The sequence below is a fragment of the Rhodococcus sp. JVH1 genome (assembly GCF_000280725.2).
Lineage (GTDB): Bacteria > Actinomycetota > Actinomycetes > Mycobacteriales > Mycobacteriaceae > Rhodococcus_F > Rhodococcus_F jostii_A.
This window is the reverse complement of sequence record NZ_CP166289.1, coordinates 145,565-163,857: the sequence shown is the minus strand read 5'-3', so window position 1 is coordinate 163,857 and position 18,293 is coordinate 145,565. Positions and strand designations below refer to the sequence as shown.

Genomic DNA, 18,293 nt, shown 5'->3' with positions numbered 1-18,293 from the left:
CGAGAGGTGTTACTCGCCGCGGCGAGGGTCGTCGGTGGTGCGCTTCCCGAGGTCCACAGGGTCCTGCCACGCGGTGTCCGCACCCTGCGGCTGATCGAGGTCGGACGTGTCCTCACGGTAGTTGTGCACCGGTTCGAAGACGGCCGTGTCGGCGTCGGAACCGGCGTAACCGGTGTCCGCGGTCTGCTCGTAGGCCTGACCGGGATAGTTCTGTCCGTAGCCCTCGTCGTCGGCGACGGCTGCTGCTGCGGTTCCCCCCGCTGCGGCCCCTGCGGCCGTTCCGGCGCCGCGCGCCGCCGGGTGACGCTCGCTGCGGTCCTTCTCCGTCTTCCTGGACTCGCGGCTGACGAAGAACCGGCCGAGGAACACGGCGAGCATGGCAGGCACGAAGATCAGCAGGACCGTGAACGCGGCCCCGGACGTGATCTCGAAGAAGAACGAGTTCTGGGTGACGTTGAGGGACGGAATCAGGTTGGCCAGCCAGCTCCCCATACCCGCCACGATGCCGCCGAGCAGGGCCGCCTTCAGCCACAGCATCGTCAGGTCGGCGCCGTCCTCCGGCTCGGGGTTCCGGCGACGGTCCCGGATGCCGTCGATGCCGGCCCAGATCAGCGCCACGAACACGACGACCAGCAGTGCGAGCCATCTCAGAGCGGATCCCTGAAGGGGCCACTGTGTGATCGACACACCGAGGATCACACGAACGAAAACATGTATCAGGGCCATGCCGAGGCCGCGTACCACCCACGCATTCATGGGCACAGCGTAACGAGCGGGTTTTCACCCGTGTGGTCTAACCCACACGGCGCGCTCTGAAACCCGTTCTCGCCACCGGACGGGTGCCGTCGATCCGCGCCCTCCGGGTGGCGATTTGCCGGTACGTTTGACGACATGCCTGCTGATCATGGTTCGCGGCGCGCGGCGCTGCGCGCGGCCCTCGCCGCCCGGGATCTCGACGCACTTCTGGTGACGAATCTGGTGAACATCCGCTATCTCACCGGGTTCACCGGATCCAACGCAGCCCTGCTCGTGCACGCCGCCGACGCCGAGGGGGCCGAGGAGCGCACCGTCATCTGCACCGACGGCCGCTACCTCACGCAAGTCGGGGAACAGGTTCCCGATCTGCGCGCCGAGATCGCCCGCGCCAGCGCCGCGCACCTCATCGAATCGGTGGGACGGCGGAGCCCGTCCTCGCTGGCGTTCGAGAGCCACGTCGTGACGGTGGACGAGTTCGCGGCCTGGTCGGTGCTCGCGCCGGACGCGCGGCTCGATCCCGTTCCGGGTCTCGTCGAGGAACTGCGGATGGTGAAGGACGATTTCGAGGTCGGATTGCTGCGGGCGGCGTGCACGGCCGCCGACTCCGCGCTCGCCGACCTGATCGAACGTGGTGGCCTCCGCCCTGGACGCACCGAGAAGGAGGTGGGCCGGGAACTGGAGGCGCTGATGCTCGCGCACGGCGCCGACGGCATCTCGTTCGAGACCATCGTCGCGGCCGGCGCCAACTCGGCGATCCCGCATCACCGCCCCACCGAGGCAGTCCTCGCCGGCGGCGACTTCGTGAAGCTGGACTTCGGCGCCGAGGTCGGCGGATACCACTCGGACATGACCAGAACGTACGTCCTGGGGCAGGCCGCCGACTGGCAACGGGACGTGTATGCGCTGGTCGCGCGGTCGCAGGAGGCCGGGCGGGACGCGCTGCGCCCGGGCGCCGAGGTGTCCGCCGTGGACGGTGCCGCCCGCCGGGTCATCGAGGACGCGGGCTACGGGGAACTGTTCCTGCACGGGCTCGGACACGGCGTCGGCCTGGAGATCCACGAAGCTCCGGGAATCGGCAAGCTCGGCACCGGTACACTTCTGGACGGTGCGGCGGTGACCGTCGAGCCGGGCGTGTACTTCTCCGGGCGCGGAGGCGTGCGGATCGAGGACACGCTCGTGGTTCGTGAGCAGGGACCGGAGCTGCTCACACTCACCACCAAAGACCTGACTGTCGTGTAGACGGTTTCGACCTTATCGAGGAGACGCGAAGCAAGTGGCTTCCACTAGTGATTTCAAGAACGGCCTGGTCCTGCAGATCGAGGGCCAGCTGTGGACGATCATCGAGTTCCAGCATGTGAAGCCCGGCAAGGGTCCCGCGTTCGTGCGCACCAAGTTGAAGAATGTGCTCTCGGGCAAGGTCGTCGACAAGACGTTCAACGCCGGCGTCAAGGTGGAGACGGCCACGGTCGACCGCCGCGACATGACGTACCTGTACCACGACGGCACCGACTACATCTTCATGGACGGCGACACCTACGACCAGATCTCGATCAGCGAGGCCACCGTCGGCGACGGTGCACGCTTCATGCTCGAGAACATGGCCGTGCAGGTTGCGACGCACGAGGACGTCCCGCTGTTCGTGGAACTGCCCGTCACCGTCGAACTGGTGGTCCAGCACACCGATCCCGGTCTGCAGGGCGACCGCTCCACCGGTGGCACCAAGCCCGCCACCCTCGAGACCGGTGCCGAGATCAACGTGCCGCTGTTCATCAACACCGGTGACAAGCTGAAGGTCGATTCCCGCGACGGCAACTACCTCGGGCGTGTGAATTCCTGAGTGTCCGGTACGCATAAGAAACTCGGCGCACGGCACAAGGCCCGCAAGCGCGCCGTCGATTTCCTCTTCGAGGCCGAGGCGCGAGATCTCGATCCGGTCGATCTCGCCACCGAACGCGCGGAGCTGTCCGGCAAGGACGACTCCGTGGCGCCGGTTGCTCCGTACACCGTCACCGTGGTGACCGGGGTGGCGGAGAACCTGGACCGCCTCGACGAGGTGATCAGATCCCACCTGCAGGACTGGACGCTGGAGAGGCTGCCCGCCGTCGACCGCGCCATCCTGCGCATCGCCGTGTGGGAACTGTTCCACGCCACCGACGTGCCTCCGGTCGTGGCCGTGGACGAGGCGGTGGAGCTGGCGAAACAGCTGTCCACCGACGAGTCGCCGGGGTTCGTGAACGGCATCCTCGGTCAGGTCGTGCTGGTGGCGCCGCAGGTGCGGTCGGCTGCGGCCGCGACGTCGCGGCGCACCGAGACCGCCGGCGGCGAGTCGAACGACGCCGGTTCGTAAGTTCGTGTCCCGCTGCGGGCCCGTGACTGCGCGGGCCCGCAGGTCAGGGGTCCGGGCCTGGCGCAGTCGACGCGCTGATAAGCTGTCCGCGTCAGGCATCCTTTAACGATCCGTCCAGTGAGGCGGAGAAGGAGGTCGTTGTATGCGTGTGCCCGAAGGGTCTCGCCCCGCCGGGGAACCGGCGGATTCAACACCAGAGTCGTCCCCGTCCGTCGAACCCGCACGCGAGCTGCTGTCCGCAGCCGATGTGGGACGGACCATTGCGCGAATCGCGCACCAGATCATCGAGAAGACCGCGCTGGACGCCGCCGACGGTGACGCGCCGCGGGTCGTCCTGATCGGCATCCCCACTCGGGGCACGACGCTCGCGGCCCGCCTCGCCGGGAAGATCGAGGAATTCTCCGGGGTGCGCCCATCGGTCGGCTCCCTCGACATCACCCTCTACCGCGACGACCTGCGCACCAAACCGCACCGTCCCCTCGAACGCACGTCGGTGCCCGAGGGCGGCGTCGACAACACCCTGGTGGTACTCGTCGACGACGTGCTGTTCTCCGGCCGCACCGTCCGCTCGGCTCTCGACGCCCTCCGCGATCTCGGGCGGCCCCGCGCCGTTCAGCTGGCCGTCCTCGTCGACCGCGGCCACCGGGAACTGCCGCTGCGCGCCGACTACGTGGGCAAGAACGTGCCCACCGCCCGCACCGAGGACGTCAAGGTGCTCCTGAGCGAACACGACGGCCGCGACGCGGTCATGATCTCCGGGGGGAAGAGCTAAGTGAAGCACCTGTTGTCGATCGCGGACCTGACACGGGAATCGGCTGTCGAACTCCTCGACGAGGCCGAACGCTTCGAACAAGCCCTCCTCGGACGTGAGGTGCGGAAGCTCCCGACGCTGCGTGGCCGGACGGTCATGACCGTGTTCTTCGAGAACTCGACCCGGACCCGGGTGTCGTTCGAGGTCGCCGGGAAGTGGATGAGCGCGGACGTCATCAACGTCAGCGCCTCGAGTTCGTCGGTGTCCAAGGGGGAATCCCTCCGGGACACGGCGATGACGCTGCGCGCCGCCGGCGCCGACGCCCTGATCGTGCGCCACCCCGCATCGGGTGCGGCCCACCAGATCGCGAAGTGGACCGGGCATCAGGACGACGGCGGGCCGGCGGTCATCAACGCCGGCGACGGTACCCACGAACATCCCACCCAGGCGCTGCTCGACGCGCTCACGCTGCGTCAGCGTCTCGGTGACATCGAGGGCAAGCGCATCGCCATCGTCGGCGACATCCTGCACAGCCGGGTGGCGCGGTCGAACGCCTTGCTGCTGTCGATGCTCGGTGCCGAGGTGGTCCTGGTCGCGCCACCCACGTTGCTCCCCGTGGGGGTGTCCGCTTGGCCGGTGTCGGTGGCGCATTCACTGGACGCGGAGCTTCCCGGCCTCGACGCGGTCCTCATGCTGCGTGTGCAGGCGGAACGGATGAACGGCGGATTCTTCCCGTCCCAACGGGAGTACTCGATCAATTACGGCCTGTCGGAGAAGCGGCTCGCGCTGCTTCCCGACCACGCGGTGGTGCTGCACCCCGGCCCGATGCTGCGCGGCATGGAGATCGCGTCGGCGGTGGCCGACTCGACGAGGACCGCCGTGCTGCAGCAGGTGACCAACGGTGTGCACATGCGGATGGCGGTGCTGTTCCGGCTGCTGGTCGGAGCGGAGGAAGTTGCGGGATGAGTGACAGTGCAGTGACAGGAGAGACAGTGCTCATCAAGAACGTGTTGCTGTACGGCGAGGGCGAACCCACCGACGTGCTGCTCGGGGACGGCGTCATCGCCGCGATCGGTGCGGACGCGGGCAAGGACAGCGGGCCGGACGTCGAGGTGATCGACGCAGCGGGGCAGATCCTGCTCCCCGGTTTCGTCGACCTGCACACCCACCTGCGTGAACCCGGCCGCGAGGACACCGAGACCATCGATTCCGGTTCGGCCGCCGCCGCGCTCGGTGGATACACCGCGGTGTTCGCGATGGCCAACACCAGCCCGGTCGCCGATTCGGTGGTCGTCACCGACCACGTGTGGCGCCGCGGCCAGGAAGTCGGGCTCGTCGACGTACACCCCGTCGGCGCCGTCACCGTCGGGCTCGAGGGCAAGCAGCTCGCCGAGATGGCCACGATGGCGTCGGGGATAGGCCGGGTGCGGATGTTCTCGGACGACGGCCACTGCGTCTACGACCCGCTGATCATGCGCCGGGCGCTCGAGTACTCCAGTTCGCTCGGGGTGCTCATCGCGCAGCACGCGGAGGAGCCGCGGCTCACCGTCGGCGCCGTCGCACACGAGGGCCCCACCGCCGCCCGGCTCGGGCTCGCGGGCTGGCCGCGCGCCGCCGAGGAGTCGATCGTCGCCCGCGACGCGCTGCTCGCCCGCGACGCCGGGGCGCGGGTGCACATCTGCCACGCCTCCACCGCGGGCACCGTCGAACTGGTGAAGTGGGCACGCGGCCAAGGCATTTCGATCACCGCCGAGGTCACCCCGCACCACCTGCTGCTCGACGACTCCCGGCTCGAGACGTACGACGCCGTGAACAAGGTGAATCCGCCGCTGCGGGAGGCGAGCGACGTCGCCGCGCTCCGGGCCGGACTGGCCGAGGGGATCATCGACTGCGTCGCGACCGATCATGCGCCGCACGCCGAGCAGGACAAGTGCTGCGAGTTCGCGGCCGCCCGCCCCGGAATGCTGGGTCTGGAGACCGCACTGTCGATCGTTGCGCAGACGATGGTCCGCACGGGTCTGCTCGACTGGCGCGGAGTCGCGCGGGTGATGAGTGAGCGGCCCGCCGAGATCGTCGGACTCGACGACCAGGGTCGCCCGATCGAGGTCGGCGAGCCCGCCAACCTGGTGCTGATCGATCCGGACGCCGAATGGACGGTCCACGGCCCCGATCTGGCCAGCGTCGCCCACAACACGCCGTACGAGTCGATGACGCTGCCGGCGCGGGTGACCACGACGTTCCTGCGTGGCCGGGTCACCGCGAGCGACGGCCACGCCCGCGTCCCGGTGCGGAACGGCAGGGGATGACGGTGGAGAGAATTCTGTGGATAGTCGGCCTCGTCGCGTTCTGGGCGCTGGCCATCTTCCTCATGTACATCGGGTGGCGCGGTCGTGCCCGCCGTCAGGCCGACCGGGTCGGGCAGCTTCCCGCCGTGCCCGCGCACCTCGGCAAGCAGACGATCGCCCCGGCCACCGGACTGTACGTGGGCAGCACCCTGGCCCCGAGCTGGCAGGACCGGATCGCGGTCGGCGACCTCGGTTTCCGGGCGACGGGGGAGATCTCCCGCTACGCGACCGGGATCCTGCTCGAACGTGATGGGGCGTCGGCGATCTGGATTCCGCAGGACGCGGTCCGCGCCGTCCGCACCGAGCGCGGTCTCGCGGGCAAGGTCATGAGCAAGGACGGCGTGCTCGTGATCCGATGGGAACTGCCGACCGGCACCGAGATCGACACCGGTTTCCGCAGCGACGACAAGTCCGTGTACCCCGCCTGGGTCGGCGCAGCGGCGCCGGACGGCAAGACAGACAGTGAAGATTCAGCGAATGCGGCGAGCTCTGGTGAGGTCGAGCAGAACGGAGAGAACGCATGAGCGGCTACGACACCGACTCTGCAGTACTGGTCCTCGAGGACGGACGGGCATTCCGGGGCACCACGTTCGGTGCCGTCGGCCAGACACTCGGTGAGGCCGTCTTCAGCACCGGCATGACCGGCTACCAGGAGACCCTCACCGACCCCAGTTACCACCGCCAGATCGTCGTGGCCACCGCGCCGCAGATCGGCAACACGGGATGGAATGACGAGGACGACGAATCCGTCGGCCCCACCGGCAGCAGCGCCGAGGCGAAGATCTGGGTCGCCGGGTACGTCGTCCGCGACCCCGCCCGCCGCACCTCCAGCTGGCGCGCCACCGGCTCCCTGCAGGACGAGCTCGTGAAGCAGGGCGTCGTCGGGATCGCCGGCATCGACACCCGCGCACTGGTCCGCCACCTGCGTACCCGCGGCTCGATGCGTGCCGGGGTGTTCTCCGGTGACGCACTGGCCGACACCGACGTGCTGCTCGACCGCGTCAAGAGCCAGCCGTCGATGCTCGGCGCGGATCTCGCCGGCGAGGTCAGCACCACCAGCGGGTACGTCGTCGAACCGACCGGGGGAGACGCGCGCTTCACCGTCGCGGCAATCGACCTCGGTATCAAGACCAACACCCCCCGCATGTTCGCCGAGCGCGGCATCCGGGTGCACGTGCTCCCGTCCAACGCGACGCTCGAGCAGATCCTCGACCTGAAGGCCGACGGCGTCTTCCTCTCCAACGGTCCCGGCGACCCGGCGACCGCCGACGGCGCCGTGCACCTCACCAAGGAAGTCATCGGGCAGGGCCTGCCCTTGTTCGGCATCTGCTTCGGCAACCAGATCCTCGGGCGTGCTCTCGGTCTCGGCACCTACAAGATGAAGTTCGGTCACCGGGGCATCAACATCCCGGTCGTCGAACACGAGACGGGACGCATCGCGATCACCGCGCAGAACCACGGGTTCGCGCTCGAGGGCGAGGCCGGGCAGGAGTTCGATACCCCGTTCGGCAAGGCCGTGATCAGCCACACCTGCGCCAACGACGGTGCCGTCGAGGGGGTCCGCCTGCTCGACGGATCCGCGTTCTCGGTGCAGTACCACCCCGAGGCCGCGGCGGGCCCGCACGACGCCGCGTACCTGTTCGACCGCTTCACCAGCCTGCTCGAGGGAGTCAAGAACTAATGCCACGCCGTACAGATCTCTCCCACATCCTGGTGATCGGCTCCGGGCCGATCGTCATCGGCCAGGCCTGTGAGTTCGACTACTCCGGAACCCAGGCCTGCCGGGTGCTGCGCGAGGAGGGCCTGCGGGTCAGCCTCGTCAACTCCAATCCGGCCACGATCATGACCGACCCCGAGTTCGCGGACGCCACGTACGTGGAGCCGATCACCGCCGAATTCGTCGAGAAGGTCATCGCCCTCGAGGCGGAGAAGGGTCACCCGATCGATGCCGTCCTCGCGACGCTCGGCGGCCAGACGGCCCTCAACACCGCGGTGGCGCTGCACGAGCAGGGCATCCTCGAGAAGTACGACGTCGAGCTGATCGGCGCCGACTTCGACGCCATCCAGCGCGGCGAGGACCGGCAGAAGTTCAAGGACATCGTCGCCAAGGTCGGCGGCGAGTCCGCACGCTCCCGCGTCTGCTACACGATGGACGAGGTCCGCGACACGGTCGCCGAACTGGGCTTCCCCGTCGTCGTGCGGCCGTCGTTCACGATGGGCGGACTCGGCTCCGGCATGGCCTACGACGACGAGGACCTGACGCGGATCGCCGGCGGCGGCCTGGCGGCGTCACCCACCGCCAACGTGCTGATCGAGGAATCGATCCTCGGGTGGAAGGAATACGAGCTCGAGCTGATGCGCGACGGCCGCGACAACGTCGTGATCGTCTGCTCGATCGAGAACGTCGACCCGGTCGGCGTGCACACCGGTGACTCGATCACCGTCGCCCCCGCCATGACGCTCACGGACCGCGAGTACCAGGCGATGCGCGACCTCTCGATCGACATCCTCCGCGAGGTCGGCGTCGACACCGGCGGCTGCAACATCCAGTTCGCGATGGATCCCACCGACGGGCGCCTCGTCGTCATCGAGATGAACCCGCGCGTGTCGCGGTCCAGTGCGCTCGCGTCCAAGGCGACCGGCTTCCCGATCGCGAAGATCGCCGCGAAGCTCGCCATCGGCTACACCCTGGACGAGATCGTCAACGACATCACCAAGGAAACCCCGGCGTGCTTCGAGCCGACCCTCGACTACGTCGTCGTGAAGGCGCCCAGGTTCGCGTTCGAGAAGTTCCCCGGCGCCGACGACACGCTCACCACCACGATGAAGTCGGTCGGCGAGGCCATGTCGATCGGCCGCAACTTCACCGAGGCGTTCGGGAAGGTGCTGCGCTCGCTGGAGACCAAGCGGGCCGGATACTGGACCGGACCCGACGTGGAGGCCGCCGACCTGGACAGTCTCCTGACGGAACTGAGCATCCCCCGCGACGGACGCGTGTACGGCCTCGAGAAGGCGTTCGCTCTCGGCGCCACCGTCGAGCAGCTGTTCGACGCCACGAAGATCGACCCGTGGTTCCTCGACCAGATCCTGCAGATCCACGAGCTCGGCGACGCGCTGCGCGAGGCGCCCGAGGTGACCGAGCGGGTACTGCGCCGCGCCAAGCACCACGGCCTGTCGGATCGGCAGATCGCGGCCCTGCGCCCCGAGATCGGCGGCGAGGACGCCGTCCGGGCGCTGCGTGAGCAGTGGAACGTCCACCCCGTCTACAAGACGGTCGACACCTGCGCCGCCGAGTTCGAGGCGAAGACGCCGTACCACTACTCGACGTACGAACTCGACCCGGCGGCCGAGTCCGAGGTGACCCCGCAGACCGAGCGTCCGAAGGTCCTGATCCTCGGTTCCGGACCGAACCGCATCGGTCAGGGCATCGAGTTCGACTACTCCTGCGTCCACGCCGCACTGACGCTGTCGGAGGCCGGCTACGAGACGGTGATGGTCAACTGCAACCCGGAGACCGTCTCCACCGACTACGACACCGCCGACCGCCTGTACTTCGAGCCGCTCACGTTCGAGGACGTGCTCGAGGTGTACCGGGCCGAGTCGCTGTCGGGCACCGTCGCCGGCGTGATCGTGCAGCTCGGCGGTCAGACCCCGCTGGGTCTGGCGAAGCGGCTGAAGGCCGCGGGCGTGCCGATCGTCGGCACCAGCCCGGAGGCGATCGACCTCGCGGAGGATCGCGGCGAGTTCGGCAAGGTGCTGGTCGAGGCCGGTCTGCCCGCTCCCAAGTTCGGCACCGCCACCACGTTCGCCGGGGCCCGCGAGATCGCGGCCGGCATCGGGTACCCGGTGCTGGTGCGGCCGTCGTACGTCCTCGGTGGCCGTGGCATGGAGATCGTCTACGACGAGGCGTCGCTGGAGAGCTACATCTCCCGCGCCACCGAGATCTCCGACGACCGGCCCGTCCTGGTCGACCGGTTCCTGGAAGACGCCATCGAGATCGACGTCGACGCGCTCTGCGACGGCTCCGAGGTGTACCTCGGCGGTGTGATGGAGCACATCGAGGAGGCCGGCATCCACTCGGGCGACTCGGCCTGCGCGCTGCCGCCGATCACCCTCGGCCGCGCCGACCTCGAGAACGTCCGCCGCTCGACGGAGGCGCTCGCCAAGGGCATCGGCGTCAAGGGCCTGCTCAACGTCCAGTACGCCCTGAAGGACGACATCCTGTACGTCCTGGAGGCGAACCCCCGCGCCAGCCGCACCGTGCCGTTCGTGTCGAAGGCGACGGCGGTGCAGCTCGCCAAGGCGTGCGCCCGTGTCATGCTCGGCGAGTCCATCGCCGATCTGCGTGCGAGCGGCGTGCTCCCGGCCACCGGCGACGGCGGCTCGACCCCGGCGGACGCACCCGTCGCCGTCAAGGAGGCCGTGCTGCCGTTCAACCGGTTCCGGCGTGCCGACGGCACCGGCGTCGACACCCTGCTGAGCCCGGAGATGAAGTCGACCGGCGAGGTCATGGGCATCGACGCCGACTTCGGCACCGCGTTCGCGAAGAGCCAGACGGCCGCGTACGGCTCCCTGCCCACCTCGGGCTCGGTGTTCGTCTCCGTCGCCAACAAGGACAAGCGGTCGCTGATCTTCCCGGTCAAGCGACTCGCCGACCTGGGGTTCCGGATCCTGGCCACCGAGGGCACCGCGGCGGTGCTCCGCCGGAACGGGATCATCTGCCAGGAGGTGCACAAGCACTCCGGCGAGAAGCTGGAGGCGGGTGAGCGCACCATCGTCGAGATGATCCGCGACGGCGAGGTGGACATGGTGATCAACACGCCGTACGGCAACTCCGGACCGCGCGTCGACGGCTACGAGATCCGCAGCGCGGCCGTCGCCATGAACATCCCGTGCGTCACCACCGTGCAGGGCGCGTCCGCCGCTGTGCAGGGCATCGAGGCCGCGATCCGCGGCGACATCGGTGTCCAGTCGCTCCAGGCCCTGCACGCACGGCTGCGGTCGCCCGCAGTGGTCGTGGCTCCCGCGACCGGGTCCGCCTCGTCGTGAGCGGACACCGTCACCACCACTCCTGGGTGCATCGGCTGACATCGGCGGTCGAGCACCGGGGGCGGTTGTGCGTCGGGATCGATCCGCATCCGGGCCTGCTCGAGGCGTGGGGGCTGCCCGTCTCCGCGGAGGGGCTGGAGACGTTCGCGGAGATCTGCGTGGAGGCCTTCGTCGGTGAGGTGGCCGTCGTGAAGCCTCAGGTGGCGTTCTTCGAAGCGTACGGCTCCGCCGGGTACGCGGTGCTCGAACGGACCATTTCGGTCCTCAGAGAGGCAGGGACGCTCGTCGTCGCCGATGCCAAGCGCGGGGACATCGGGTCGACTATGGCGGCGTACGCGCAGTCCTGGCTGGGTGCGGAGTCGGCCCTGTCCTCCGATGCGGTGACGGTGTCGCCGTATCTGGGATTCGGTGCGCTCGACCCGGCGCTGTCGCTGGCGGCGGAGCAGGGCCGCGGGCTCTTCGTACTGGCCCGGACGTCCAATCCCGAGGGCGGCGACCTGCAGGCGGCGCAGACCGCCGGGGGAGCGTCCGTGGCCCAGTCCGTGGTGGACGCGGCGGTCCGGTACAACGACGCGCAACCCGGTCTGGTGGGTCTGGTGGTGGGCGCGACACGCGGACACGGCCTGGATTTGTCGAATTTTTCCGGACCGATTCTCGCGCCCGGTCTCGGCGCCCAGGGCGCGACTCCCGGTGACCTCGCCGACATTTTTCCCGATTCTCGAAAACTGTTGTTGCCGAACAGTTCTCGTGGTGTTCTCGGTGCCGGACCGTCGGTGACGGCACTGCGTGAGGCGGCAGTGAAGGTCCGCGACGAGATCGAGTCCGCGCTCTCATAGCCCACCCGAATCCGGCTCTGACCTCGGGGGGTGGGTTCGCAATCGGCGCCGGGCGTGAGTACGGTCGCTATCGCTGCTGGTTATCCAGTGGTTTGGACTATTTGCCAACGACGAGACGGAGGAACCGTGGCCCTTCCCCAGTTGACTGATGAGCAGCGCGCTGCTGCTTTGGAGAAGGCAGCTGCTGCCCGCAAGGCCAGGGCTGAGCTCAAGGAGCGCCTGAAGCGTGGTGGCACCGACCTCAAGCAGGTTCTCAAGGACGCCGAGGACGACGAGATCCTGGGCAAGATGAAGGTGTCGGCACTGCTCGAGGCGCTGCCCAAGGTGGGCAAGGTCAAGGCGCAGGAGATCATGACCGAGCTGGAGATCGCTCCGACCCGTCGCCTCCGTGGCCTCGGCGATCGGCAGCGGAAGGCCCTGCTCGCCAGGTTCGACTTCGAGGCCTGAGCACGACAGTGGTAGCTGACGCACAAGTGTCAGAGAGCAAGACCGCAGTGCGGAGGGGTCGGCTGGTAGTACTGGCCGGCCCCTCGGCCGTCGGTAAGTCCAGCGTGGTGCGACTCCTGCGTGAACGGATGCCGGAGCTCGTCTTCAGCGTGTCCGCGACGACGCGCGACCCACGCCCGGGCGAGGTGGACGGCAAGGACTACCGGTTCACCTCTCGCGACGAGTTCCAGCGGATGATCGAATCCGGTGAGCTGCTCGAATGGGCCGAGATCCACGGCGGACTCCAGCTGTCGGGAACCCCGGCCGCACCCGTCCGCCGGGCCATCGAGCAGGGCAAACCGGTGCTGGTCGAGGTCGATCTCGCCGGTGCGCGGGCCGTCCGCGCCGCGATGCCGGAGGCTCTGCTCGTCTTCATGGCACCTCCGAGCTGGGATGTGCTGGTCGAGAGATTGACCGGCCGGGGCACCGAATCCGCCGAGGTCGTGGAGCGGCGTCTCGCGACCGCGAGAGTCGAGCTGGAGGCGCAGGACGAGTTCGACGAGGTCATCGTGAACGAGGATGTCAGCCGATCGTGCGACGAGTTGGTATCCTTGTTGGTTGGACGACCGGAACAGTCCGAGTCGACCCACTAGATCTCACATCAACTAGCCAGAACTATTTCAGGAGATACCGAGTGAGCAGCACCCCCGCAGCAGCGTCCGCAACTCCCAGCCACGGCGCCCTGCCGGCTTACGACACCCCGCTCGGCATCACCAATCCTCCGATCGACGAGCTTCTCGCCCGCACGTCGTCGAAGTACGCGCTGGTGATCTACGCGGCCAAGCGTGCGCGTCAGATCAACGATTACTACAACCAGCTCGGTGACGGCATCCTCGAGTACGTCGGCCCCCTCGTCGAGCCGGGCCTGCAGGAGAAGCCGCTGTCGATCGCGCTGCGTGAGATCCACTCCGATCTTCTCGAGCACACCGAAGGCGAGTGAGCGGAGGATCTGCCGTGCCTGAACAGGCAGCGGGCCCGGGCTCCGGGCACGCGACGGATTCACCGGAACCGGTTCTCTCGGGGGCAGCCCGCAAGCGGATCGTCGTCGGTGTCGGCGGCGGCATCGCCGCGTACAAGAGCTGTGCCGTTATCCGGGCCTTCACGGAGGCCGGTCACCACGTGCGGGTCATCCCGACGGAGTCCGCGCTCGAGTTCGTCGGCAAGGCGACGTTCGAGGCGCTGTCGGGTAACCCCGTCCACACGGGTGTGTTCACCGACGTTCCACAGGTTCCGCATGTTCGTCTCGGGCAGGAAGCGGATCTCGTCGTCATCGCGCCCGCCACCGCCGACCTCATGGCGCGGGCCGTGGCGGGACGCGCGGACGACCTCCTGACCGCGACGCTGCTCACCGCACGATGTCCCGTGGTGTTCGCTCCCGCGATGCACACGGAGATGTGGGAGCACCCGGCCACCGTCGCCAACGTCGCCACCCTGCGCGCTCGCGGCGTGACCGTGATCGAACCGGCGTCCGGCCGCCTCACCGGCAAGGACACCGGCGCAGGCCGGCTGCCCGAACCCGACGAGATCGTCGGGTTGGCGTCGCTGCTGGTCGAGCGTCCCGACGCGCTGCCTCGTGATCTCGAGGGCCGGCGGGTCCTCGTGTCCGCGGGCGGCACCCGCGAACCACTCGACCCGGTGCGATTCCTCGGTAACCGCAGTTCGGGCAAGCAGGGCTATGCCATCGCCCGGCTCGCCGTGCAGCGCGGGGCCGAGGTCACCCTCGTCTCCGGCTATACCGCCGGACTCGCCGACCCGGCCGCTGTCGACGTGGTGCACGTCCGCACGGCCGAAGACATGCGGGTCGCGGTCGCCAAGCACGCGCCCGGGTTCGACGCCGTGATCATGGCCGCGGCGGTGGCCGACTTCCGGCCGTCGACGACGGTGGCGAGCAAGATCAAGAAGGGTGCGGGCGAACCCGACTCGATTGCACTCACCAAGAACGAGGACATCCTCGCCGGCCTGGTCCAGTCGAGGAGGGACGGCGAGATCCCGTCGAAGACCGTGATCGTCGGATTCGCGGCCGAGACGGGCGACGCCGACGGCGACGTCCTCACGTACGCGCGGGCCAAGCTCGCGCGAAAGGGCTGCGACCTCCTCGTCGTCAACGCGGTCGGCGAGGGCAAGGCGTTCGAGGTCGACCACAACGACGGGTGGCTGCTCGGAGCCGACGGTTCCGAGTCCGCGCTCGAGCACGGATCGAAGGCGTTGATGGCCAGCCGGGTACTCGACGCCGTCGACCAGCTGTTCCGGACACTCTGACGGAAAATCCGGCAGAGTTTCGGTGATTCGAAAGGTGTCACTCCCGCCGGGGTGGCGCTAGGGTCGTTCGCGGTATTACGCAGCTAAGCTGTTTTCACGTGCTGTTCAGGACAACTGTCGAGAGGGAATTCTGTGAGCCAGTCCGGTAGTCGGCTATTCACCAGTGAGTCTGTGACCGAGGGGCACCCGGACAAGATTTGTGATGCGATCAGCGACTCCATCCTCGACGCGCTCCTCACCGACGACCCGCGCGCCCGCGTCGCCGTCGAGACCCTGGTGACCACCGGACAGGTCCACGTCGCCGGTGAGGTCACGACCACCGCATACGCCGACATCCCCAAGATCGTGCGCGACACCGTGCTCGAGATCGGGTACGACTCCTCGGCCAAGGGCTTCGACGGCAACTCCTGCGGAGTCAATGTCGCGATCGGTGCACAGTCCCCGGAGATCGCCCAGGGCGTCGACCACTCGCACGAGGTCCGCACCGGCGAACTGAGCGACGACGAGATCGACCGTCAGGGCGCCGGCGACCAGGGACTGATGTTCGGGTTCGCCACCACCGACACCCCGGAACTGATGCCGCTGCCGATCGCGCTGGCGCACCGCCTGTCGCGGCGTCTCACCGAGGTCCGCAAGTCCGGTGTCCTGCCGTACCTGCGCCCGGACGGCAAGACCCAGGTCACCATCGAATACGACGGTGACAAGGCGGTTCGCCTCGACACCGTGGTCATCTCGACGCAGCACGCCGCCGACATCGACCTCGACAACCTGCTCACCCCGGATCTGCGGGAGAAGGTTCTCGGATCGGTTCTCGCCGAGATCGACATGCCCGAACTCGACGTCTCGGACATCCGTCTGCTCGTCAACCCCACCGGCAAGTTCGTGCTCGGCGGCCCGATGGGTGACGCCGGCCTGACGGGTCGCAAGATCATCGTCGACACCTACGGCGGAATGGCCCGCCACGGCGGCGGCGCGTTCTCCGGCAAGGACCCCTCGAAGGTCGACCGGTCGGCGGCCTACGCCATGCGCTGGGTGGCCAAGAACGCGGTCGCGGCAGGCCTCGCCGACCGGATCGAGGTCCAGGTGGCGTACGCGATCGGCAAGGCGGCGCCGGTGGGTCTGTTCGTCGAGACGTTCGGTACCGAGAAGACGGATCCGGCGCGGATCCAGCAGGCCATCGCCGAAACGTTCGACCTGCGGCCCGGCGCCATCATCCGCGACCTCGACCTGCTGCGTCCGATCTACGCGCAGACCGCGGCCTACGGCCACTTCGGTCGCACCGACATCGACCTCCCGTGGGAGAGCATCGACCGGGCGGAGAAGCTGCGGGCAGCCGCAGGCCTCTGATCGGTAGTCACGGCGCGACGGGCGCCGCTCCGGTAGGGGCCGTCGCGTGAGCGCGGAAAAGGTTGCGGCAGAAGTCGATCCGGTTGCCCGGGTGCTGCCGCTGCTTCCGCTTGCCCACCTCGACCGCGAATTCGACTACCTCGTTCCGCAGGACCTCGACGAGCAGGCGCGGCCCGGGGTCCGGGTGCGCATCCGGTTCGCCGGGCGTCTGGTCGACGGGTTCGTCGTCTCCCGGAACGCGACGAGCGACCATCAGGGCCGTTTCGGCTGGCTCGAACGGGTGATCTCGCCCGAGCGGGTCCTGACCGAGGAGATCACCCGGGTGGTCGACCTCGTCGCCGGCCGATACGCCGGAACCCGCGCGGACGTCCTGCGGCTCGCGATCCCGCCGAGGCACGCGCGGGCGGAGTCCGAGGCGGCGTCCGAACCCCCCGAGGTGCCGGACAGCGCGATCGAGACCGAGGCGTGGGACCGGTACGTGCACGGCGGCGCATTCCTGACCGCACTGTCGGGGGAGCGTGCCCCGCGCGCGGTCTGGCAGGCGCTCCCCGGCGAGGACTGGCCTGCGCGTCTCGCGGAACTGTCGGGGCTCGTCGCCGCCACCGGGGCGAGCACCGTCGTCGTCGTTCCCGATCAGCGTGATCTCGACCGTGTGGTCGCGGCGGTGGAAAACCTCCTGGGCAAGGACGCGGTCGTCGGACTCGCCGCCGGTCTCGGTCCGGCGCTGCGGTACCGGCGTTGGCTGGCGGCGCTGCGCGGGACGGCCAAGGTCGTCGTCGGGACCCGGAGTTCGGTGTTCGCGCCGACGCCGCGCACCGGGCTGATCGTGGTCTGGGACGACGGGGACGACAACCATTCCGAGCCGCGCGCACCCTATCCGCACGCCCGCGAGGTGGCGCTGCTCCGCGCGTACGCCAGTGGTTGCGCGGTGGTGCTGGCCGGTCACGCGCGCACCGCGGAGGCGCAGGCCCTGGTCGACTCGGGGTGGGCGCACGACCTCGTGGCCTCCCGGGACTCGGTGCGGGCGGCCGCCCCGAAGATCACCGCACTCGCGGACAGTGACCACGCCCTGGCCCGCGATCCCGGTGCGCGCGCGGCCCGGTTGCCCGCGATCGCGTTCGCGGCTGCCCGGGAGGCGCTCGGCGCCGGCCGGGGAGTGCTGGTCCAGGTGCCCCGGCGCGGCTACGTGCCCAGCCTCGCGTGCGGCAAATGCCGGGCGCCCGCGCGATGCCGACGATGCAACGGACCTCTCGCGCTGCCGTCCGCGGCCGGCCCGGACGGGGCGGGGACGCCCGCGTGCCGATGGTGTGGCGTCGCCGACGCCGCACACCGCTGCCACGCGTGCGGAGCGAAGGCGCTGCGGGCCGTCGTGGTCGGTGCCGGACGGACCGCCGAGGAACTGGGTCGCGCGTTTCCCGGGGTTGCCGTCCGGATGTCGGGGGGCACGGACGTCGTGGACGAGGTGAAGCAGGGTCCCACCCTCGTGGTGTCGACGGTTGGGGCCGAACCGGTGATGCCGGGCGGCTACGGCGCGGCGTTGCTGCTCGACGGCTGGGCGCTGCTGGGCCGTCCCGACCTGCGCGCCGCGGAGGAGACGCTGCGCCGGTGGATGACGGCGTCGTCGCTCGTGCGGCCGTTCGCCGAGGGCGGTCAGGTGGTCGTGGTCGCCGATTCGGGGATTCCGACCGTGCAGGCGCTGGTTCGCTGGGATCCGGTCGGTCATGCCCGTGCGCAGTACGAGGAGCGGGCCGAAGTCGGATTTCCGCCCGCCATCCACCTCGCGGCGATCGACGGCAGTGCGAAGGCGATCGCCGATCTCCTGGACCTCGCCGACCTGCCGGCGAATGCGGAATTGCTCGGCCCGGTCGAGTTGCCTGCGGGGGAGCGGCTGCCGTTCTCCGGCGACGCGCCCGAGCCCGCGGACGTGGAGCGCATGCTGATCCGGGTGCCGCGGGGCGAGGGGAAGCCTCTGGCCAAAGCGCTGGGAGAGGCGCAGTCGGTGCGCAGTGCGCGCAAGGACTCGCAGCCTGCCCGCGTCCAGATCGACCCCATTCGCATCGGCTAGTTCGGCCCCGGGGTGACCAGACGGAATGGCAAGGAAATTATCCACTCCCTGC

At 69.1% G+C, this 18,293-nt stretch carries 17 protein-coding genes; 16 read left to right on the top strand and 1 reads right to left on the bottom strand.

Going from position 1 to position 18,293, the window contains the following annotated elements; all coding sequences use genetic code 11:
* Positions 1–9: 9 nt before the first annotated feature.
* Entirely contained in the window at positions 10–756 is a 747-nt protein-coding gene (locus tag JVH1_RS00770) for a B-4DMT family transporter (protein WP_043782735.1), read from the bottom strand.
* 135 nt (positions 757–891) lie between these two features.
* On the opposite strand from JVH1_RS00770, the gene JVH1_RS00765 reads away from it, so the two are divergent.
* The 16 genes from JVH1_RS00765 to JVH1_RS00690 all read left to right on the top strand — a co-directional run bounded on the left by JVH1_RS00765 (position 892) and on the right by JVH1_RS00690 (position 18,241).
* A complete protein-coding gene (locus tag JVH1_RS00765; RefSeq protein WP_009480416.1) occupies positions 892–1,995 on the top strand; it encodes an aminopeptidase P family protein in 1,104 nt (367 codons plus the stop codon).
* Between the two features lie 34 nt (positions 1,996–2,029).
* A complete protein-coding gene (efp, locus tag JVH1_RS00760) occupies positions 2,030–2,593 on the top strand; it encodes an elongation factor P (RefSeq protein WP_009480417.1) in 564 nt (187 codons plus the stop codon).
* Entirely contained in the window at positions 2,594–3,103 is a 510-nt protein-coding gene (gene nusB, locus JVH1_RS00755; protein ID WP_009480418.1) for a transcription antitermination factor NusB, read from the top strand. It begins immediately after the preceding gene.
* Positions 3,104–3,245: 142 nt separating this feature from the next.
* Positions 3,246–3,875 carry a bifunctional pyr operon transcriptional regulator/uracil phosphoribosyltransferase PyrR gene (gene pyrR, locus JVH1_RS00750; RefSeq protein WP_009480419.1) on the top strand — a complete coding sequence of 210 codons (630 nt, stop codon included), beginning with the start codon at positions 3,246–3,248 and terminating at the stop codon, positions 3,873–3,875.
* A complete protein-coding gene (locus JVH1_RS00745; protein ID WP_009480420.1) occupies positions 3,876–4,820 on the top strand; it encodes an aspartate carbamoyltransferase catalytic subunit in 945 nt (314 codons plus the stop codon).
* The gene (locus tag JVH1_RS00740) at positions 4,817–6,160 is read left to right on the top strand and encodes a dihydroorotase (RefSeq protein WP_009480421.1); all 1,344 of its coding nucleotides are present in this window, start codon (positions 4,817–4,819) and stop codon (positions 6,158–6,160) included. The genes JVH1_RS00745 and JVH1_RS00740 overlap by 4 nt, the downstream gene beginning before the upstream one ends.
* Positions 6,157–6,723 carry a hypothetical protein gene (locus JVH1_RS00735; protein WP_009480422.1) on the top strand — a complete coding sequence of 189 codons (567 nt, stop codon included), beginning with the start codon at positions 6,157–6,159 and terminating at the stop codon, positions 6,721–6,723. The genes JVH1_RS00740 and JVH1_RS00735 overlap by 4 nt, the downstream gene beginning before the upstream one ends.
* The gene (gene carA / locus JVH1_RS00730) at positions 6,720–7,880 is read left to right on the top strand and encodes a glutamine-hydrolyzing carbamoyl-phosphate synthase small subunit (RefSeq protein ID WP_009480423.1); all 1,161 of its coding nucleotides are present in this window, start codon (positions 6,720–6,722) and stop codon (positions 7,878–7,880) included. The genes JVH1_RS00735 and carA overlap by 4 nt, the downstream gene beginning before the upstream one ends.
* Positions 7,880–11,248, top strand: coding sequence for a carbamoyl-phosphate synthase large subunit (carB, locus tag JVH1_RS00725; protein ID WP_009480424.1), 3,369 nt, complete (start codon positions 7,880–7,882; stop codon positions 11,246–11,248). Before carA ends, carB begins: the two co-directional genes overlap by 1 nt.
* Positions 11,245–12,084 (top strand): orotidine-5'-phosphate decarboxylase, encoded by an 840-nt coding sequence (gene pyrF, locus JVH1_RS00720; RefSeq protein ID WP_009480425.1) that lies wholly within the window; start codon positions 11,245–11,247, stop codon positions 12,082–12,084. Before carB ends, pyrF begins: the two co-directional genes overlap by 4 nt.
* 126 nt (positions 12,085–12,210) lie before the next feature.
* On the top strand, positions 12,211–12,531 hold the full coding sequence (mihF, locus tag JVH1_RS00715) for an integration host factor, actinobacterial type (protein WP_005262298.1): 321 nt from the start codon (positions 12,211–12,213) through the stop codon (positions 12,529–12,531).
* Positions 12,532–12,539: 8 nt separating this feature from the next.
* The gene (gene gmk, locus JVH1_RS00710; protein WP_011598864.1) at positions 12,540–13,163 is read left to right on the top strand and encodes a guanylate kinase; all 624 of its coding nucleotides are present in this window, start codon (positions 12,540–12,542) and stop codon (positions 13,161–13,163) included.
* Between the two features lie 41 nt (positions 13,164–13,204).
* The gene (rpoZ, locus tag JVH1_RS00705; RefSeq protein WP_009480427.1) at positions 13,205–13,510 is read left to right on the top strand and encodes a DNA-directed RNA polymerase subunit omega; all 306 of its coding nucleotides are present in this window, start codon (positions 13,205–13,207) and stop codon (positions 13,508–13,510) included.
* Between the two features lie 14 nt (positions 13,511–13,524).
* On the top strand, positions 13,525–14,829 hold the full coding sequence (gene coaBC / locus JVH1_RS00700; RefSeq protein WP_009480428.1) for a bifunctional phosphopantothenoylcysteine decarboxylase/phosphopantothenate--cysteine ligase CoaBC: 1,305 nt from the start codon (positions 13,525–13,527) through the stop codon (positions 14,827–14,829).
* Positions 14,830–14,961: 132 nt separating this feature from the next.
* Positions 14,962–16,176: a methionine adenosyltransferase gene (metK, locus tag JVH1_RS00695; protein WP_043782737.1), complete on the top strand. Its 1,215-nt coding sequence runs from the start codon at positions 14,962–14,964 to the stop codon at positions 16,174–16,176.
* A gap of 46 nt (positions 16,177–16,222) precedes the next feature.
* Positions 16,223–18,241, top strand: a complete 2,019-nt coding sequence (locus JVH1_RS00690; protein ID WP_009480430.1) for a primosomal protein N' — start codon at positions 16,223–16,225, stop codon at positions 18,239–18,241.
* Positions 18,242–18,293 lie beyond the last annotated feature (52 nt).

Excerpts from the sequence above, each read along its gene's own strand:
- JVH1_RS00770 (WP_043782735.1), bottom strand. The coding sequence starts at position 756 with ATGAATGCGTGGGTGGTACGCGGCCTCGGCATGGCCCTGATACATGTT.
- JVH1_RS00765 (WP_009480416.1), top strand. The coding sequence starts at position 892 with ATGCCTGCTGATCATGGTTCGCGGCGCGCGGCGCTGCGCGCGGCCCTC.
- pyrR (WP_009480419.1), top strand. The coding sequence starts at position 3,246 with ATGCGTGTGCCCGAAGGGTCTCGCCCCGCCGGGGAACCGGCGGATTCA.
- JVH1_RS00740 (WP_009480421.1), top strand. The coding sequence starts at position 4,817 with ATGAGTGACAGTGCAGTGACAGGAGAGACAGTGCTCATCAAGAACGTG.
- JVH1_RS00735 (WP_009480422.1), top strand. The coding sequence starts at position 6,157 with ATGACGGTGGAGAGAATTCTGTGGATAGTCGGCCTCGTCGCGTTCTGG.
- carA (WP_009480423.1), top strand. The coding sequence starts at position 6,720 with ATGAGCGGCTACGACACCGACTCTGCAGTACTGGTCCTCGAGGACGGA.
- carB (WP_009480424.1), top strand. The coding sequence starts at position 7,880 with ATGCCACGCCGTACAGATCTCTCCCACATCCTGGTGATCGGCTCCGGG.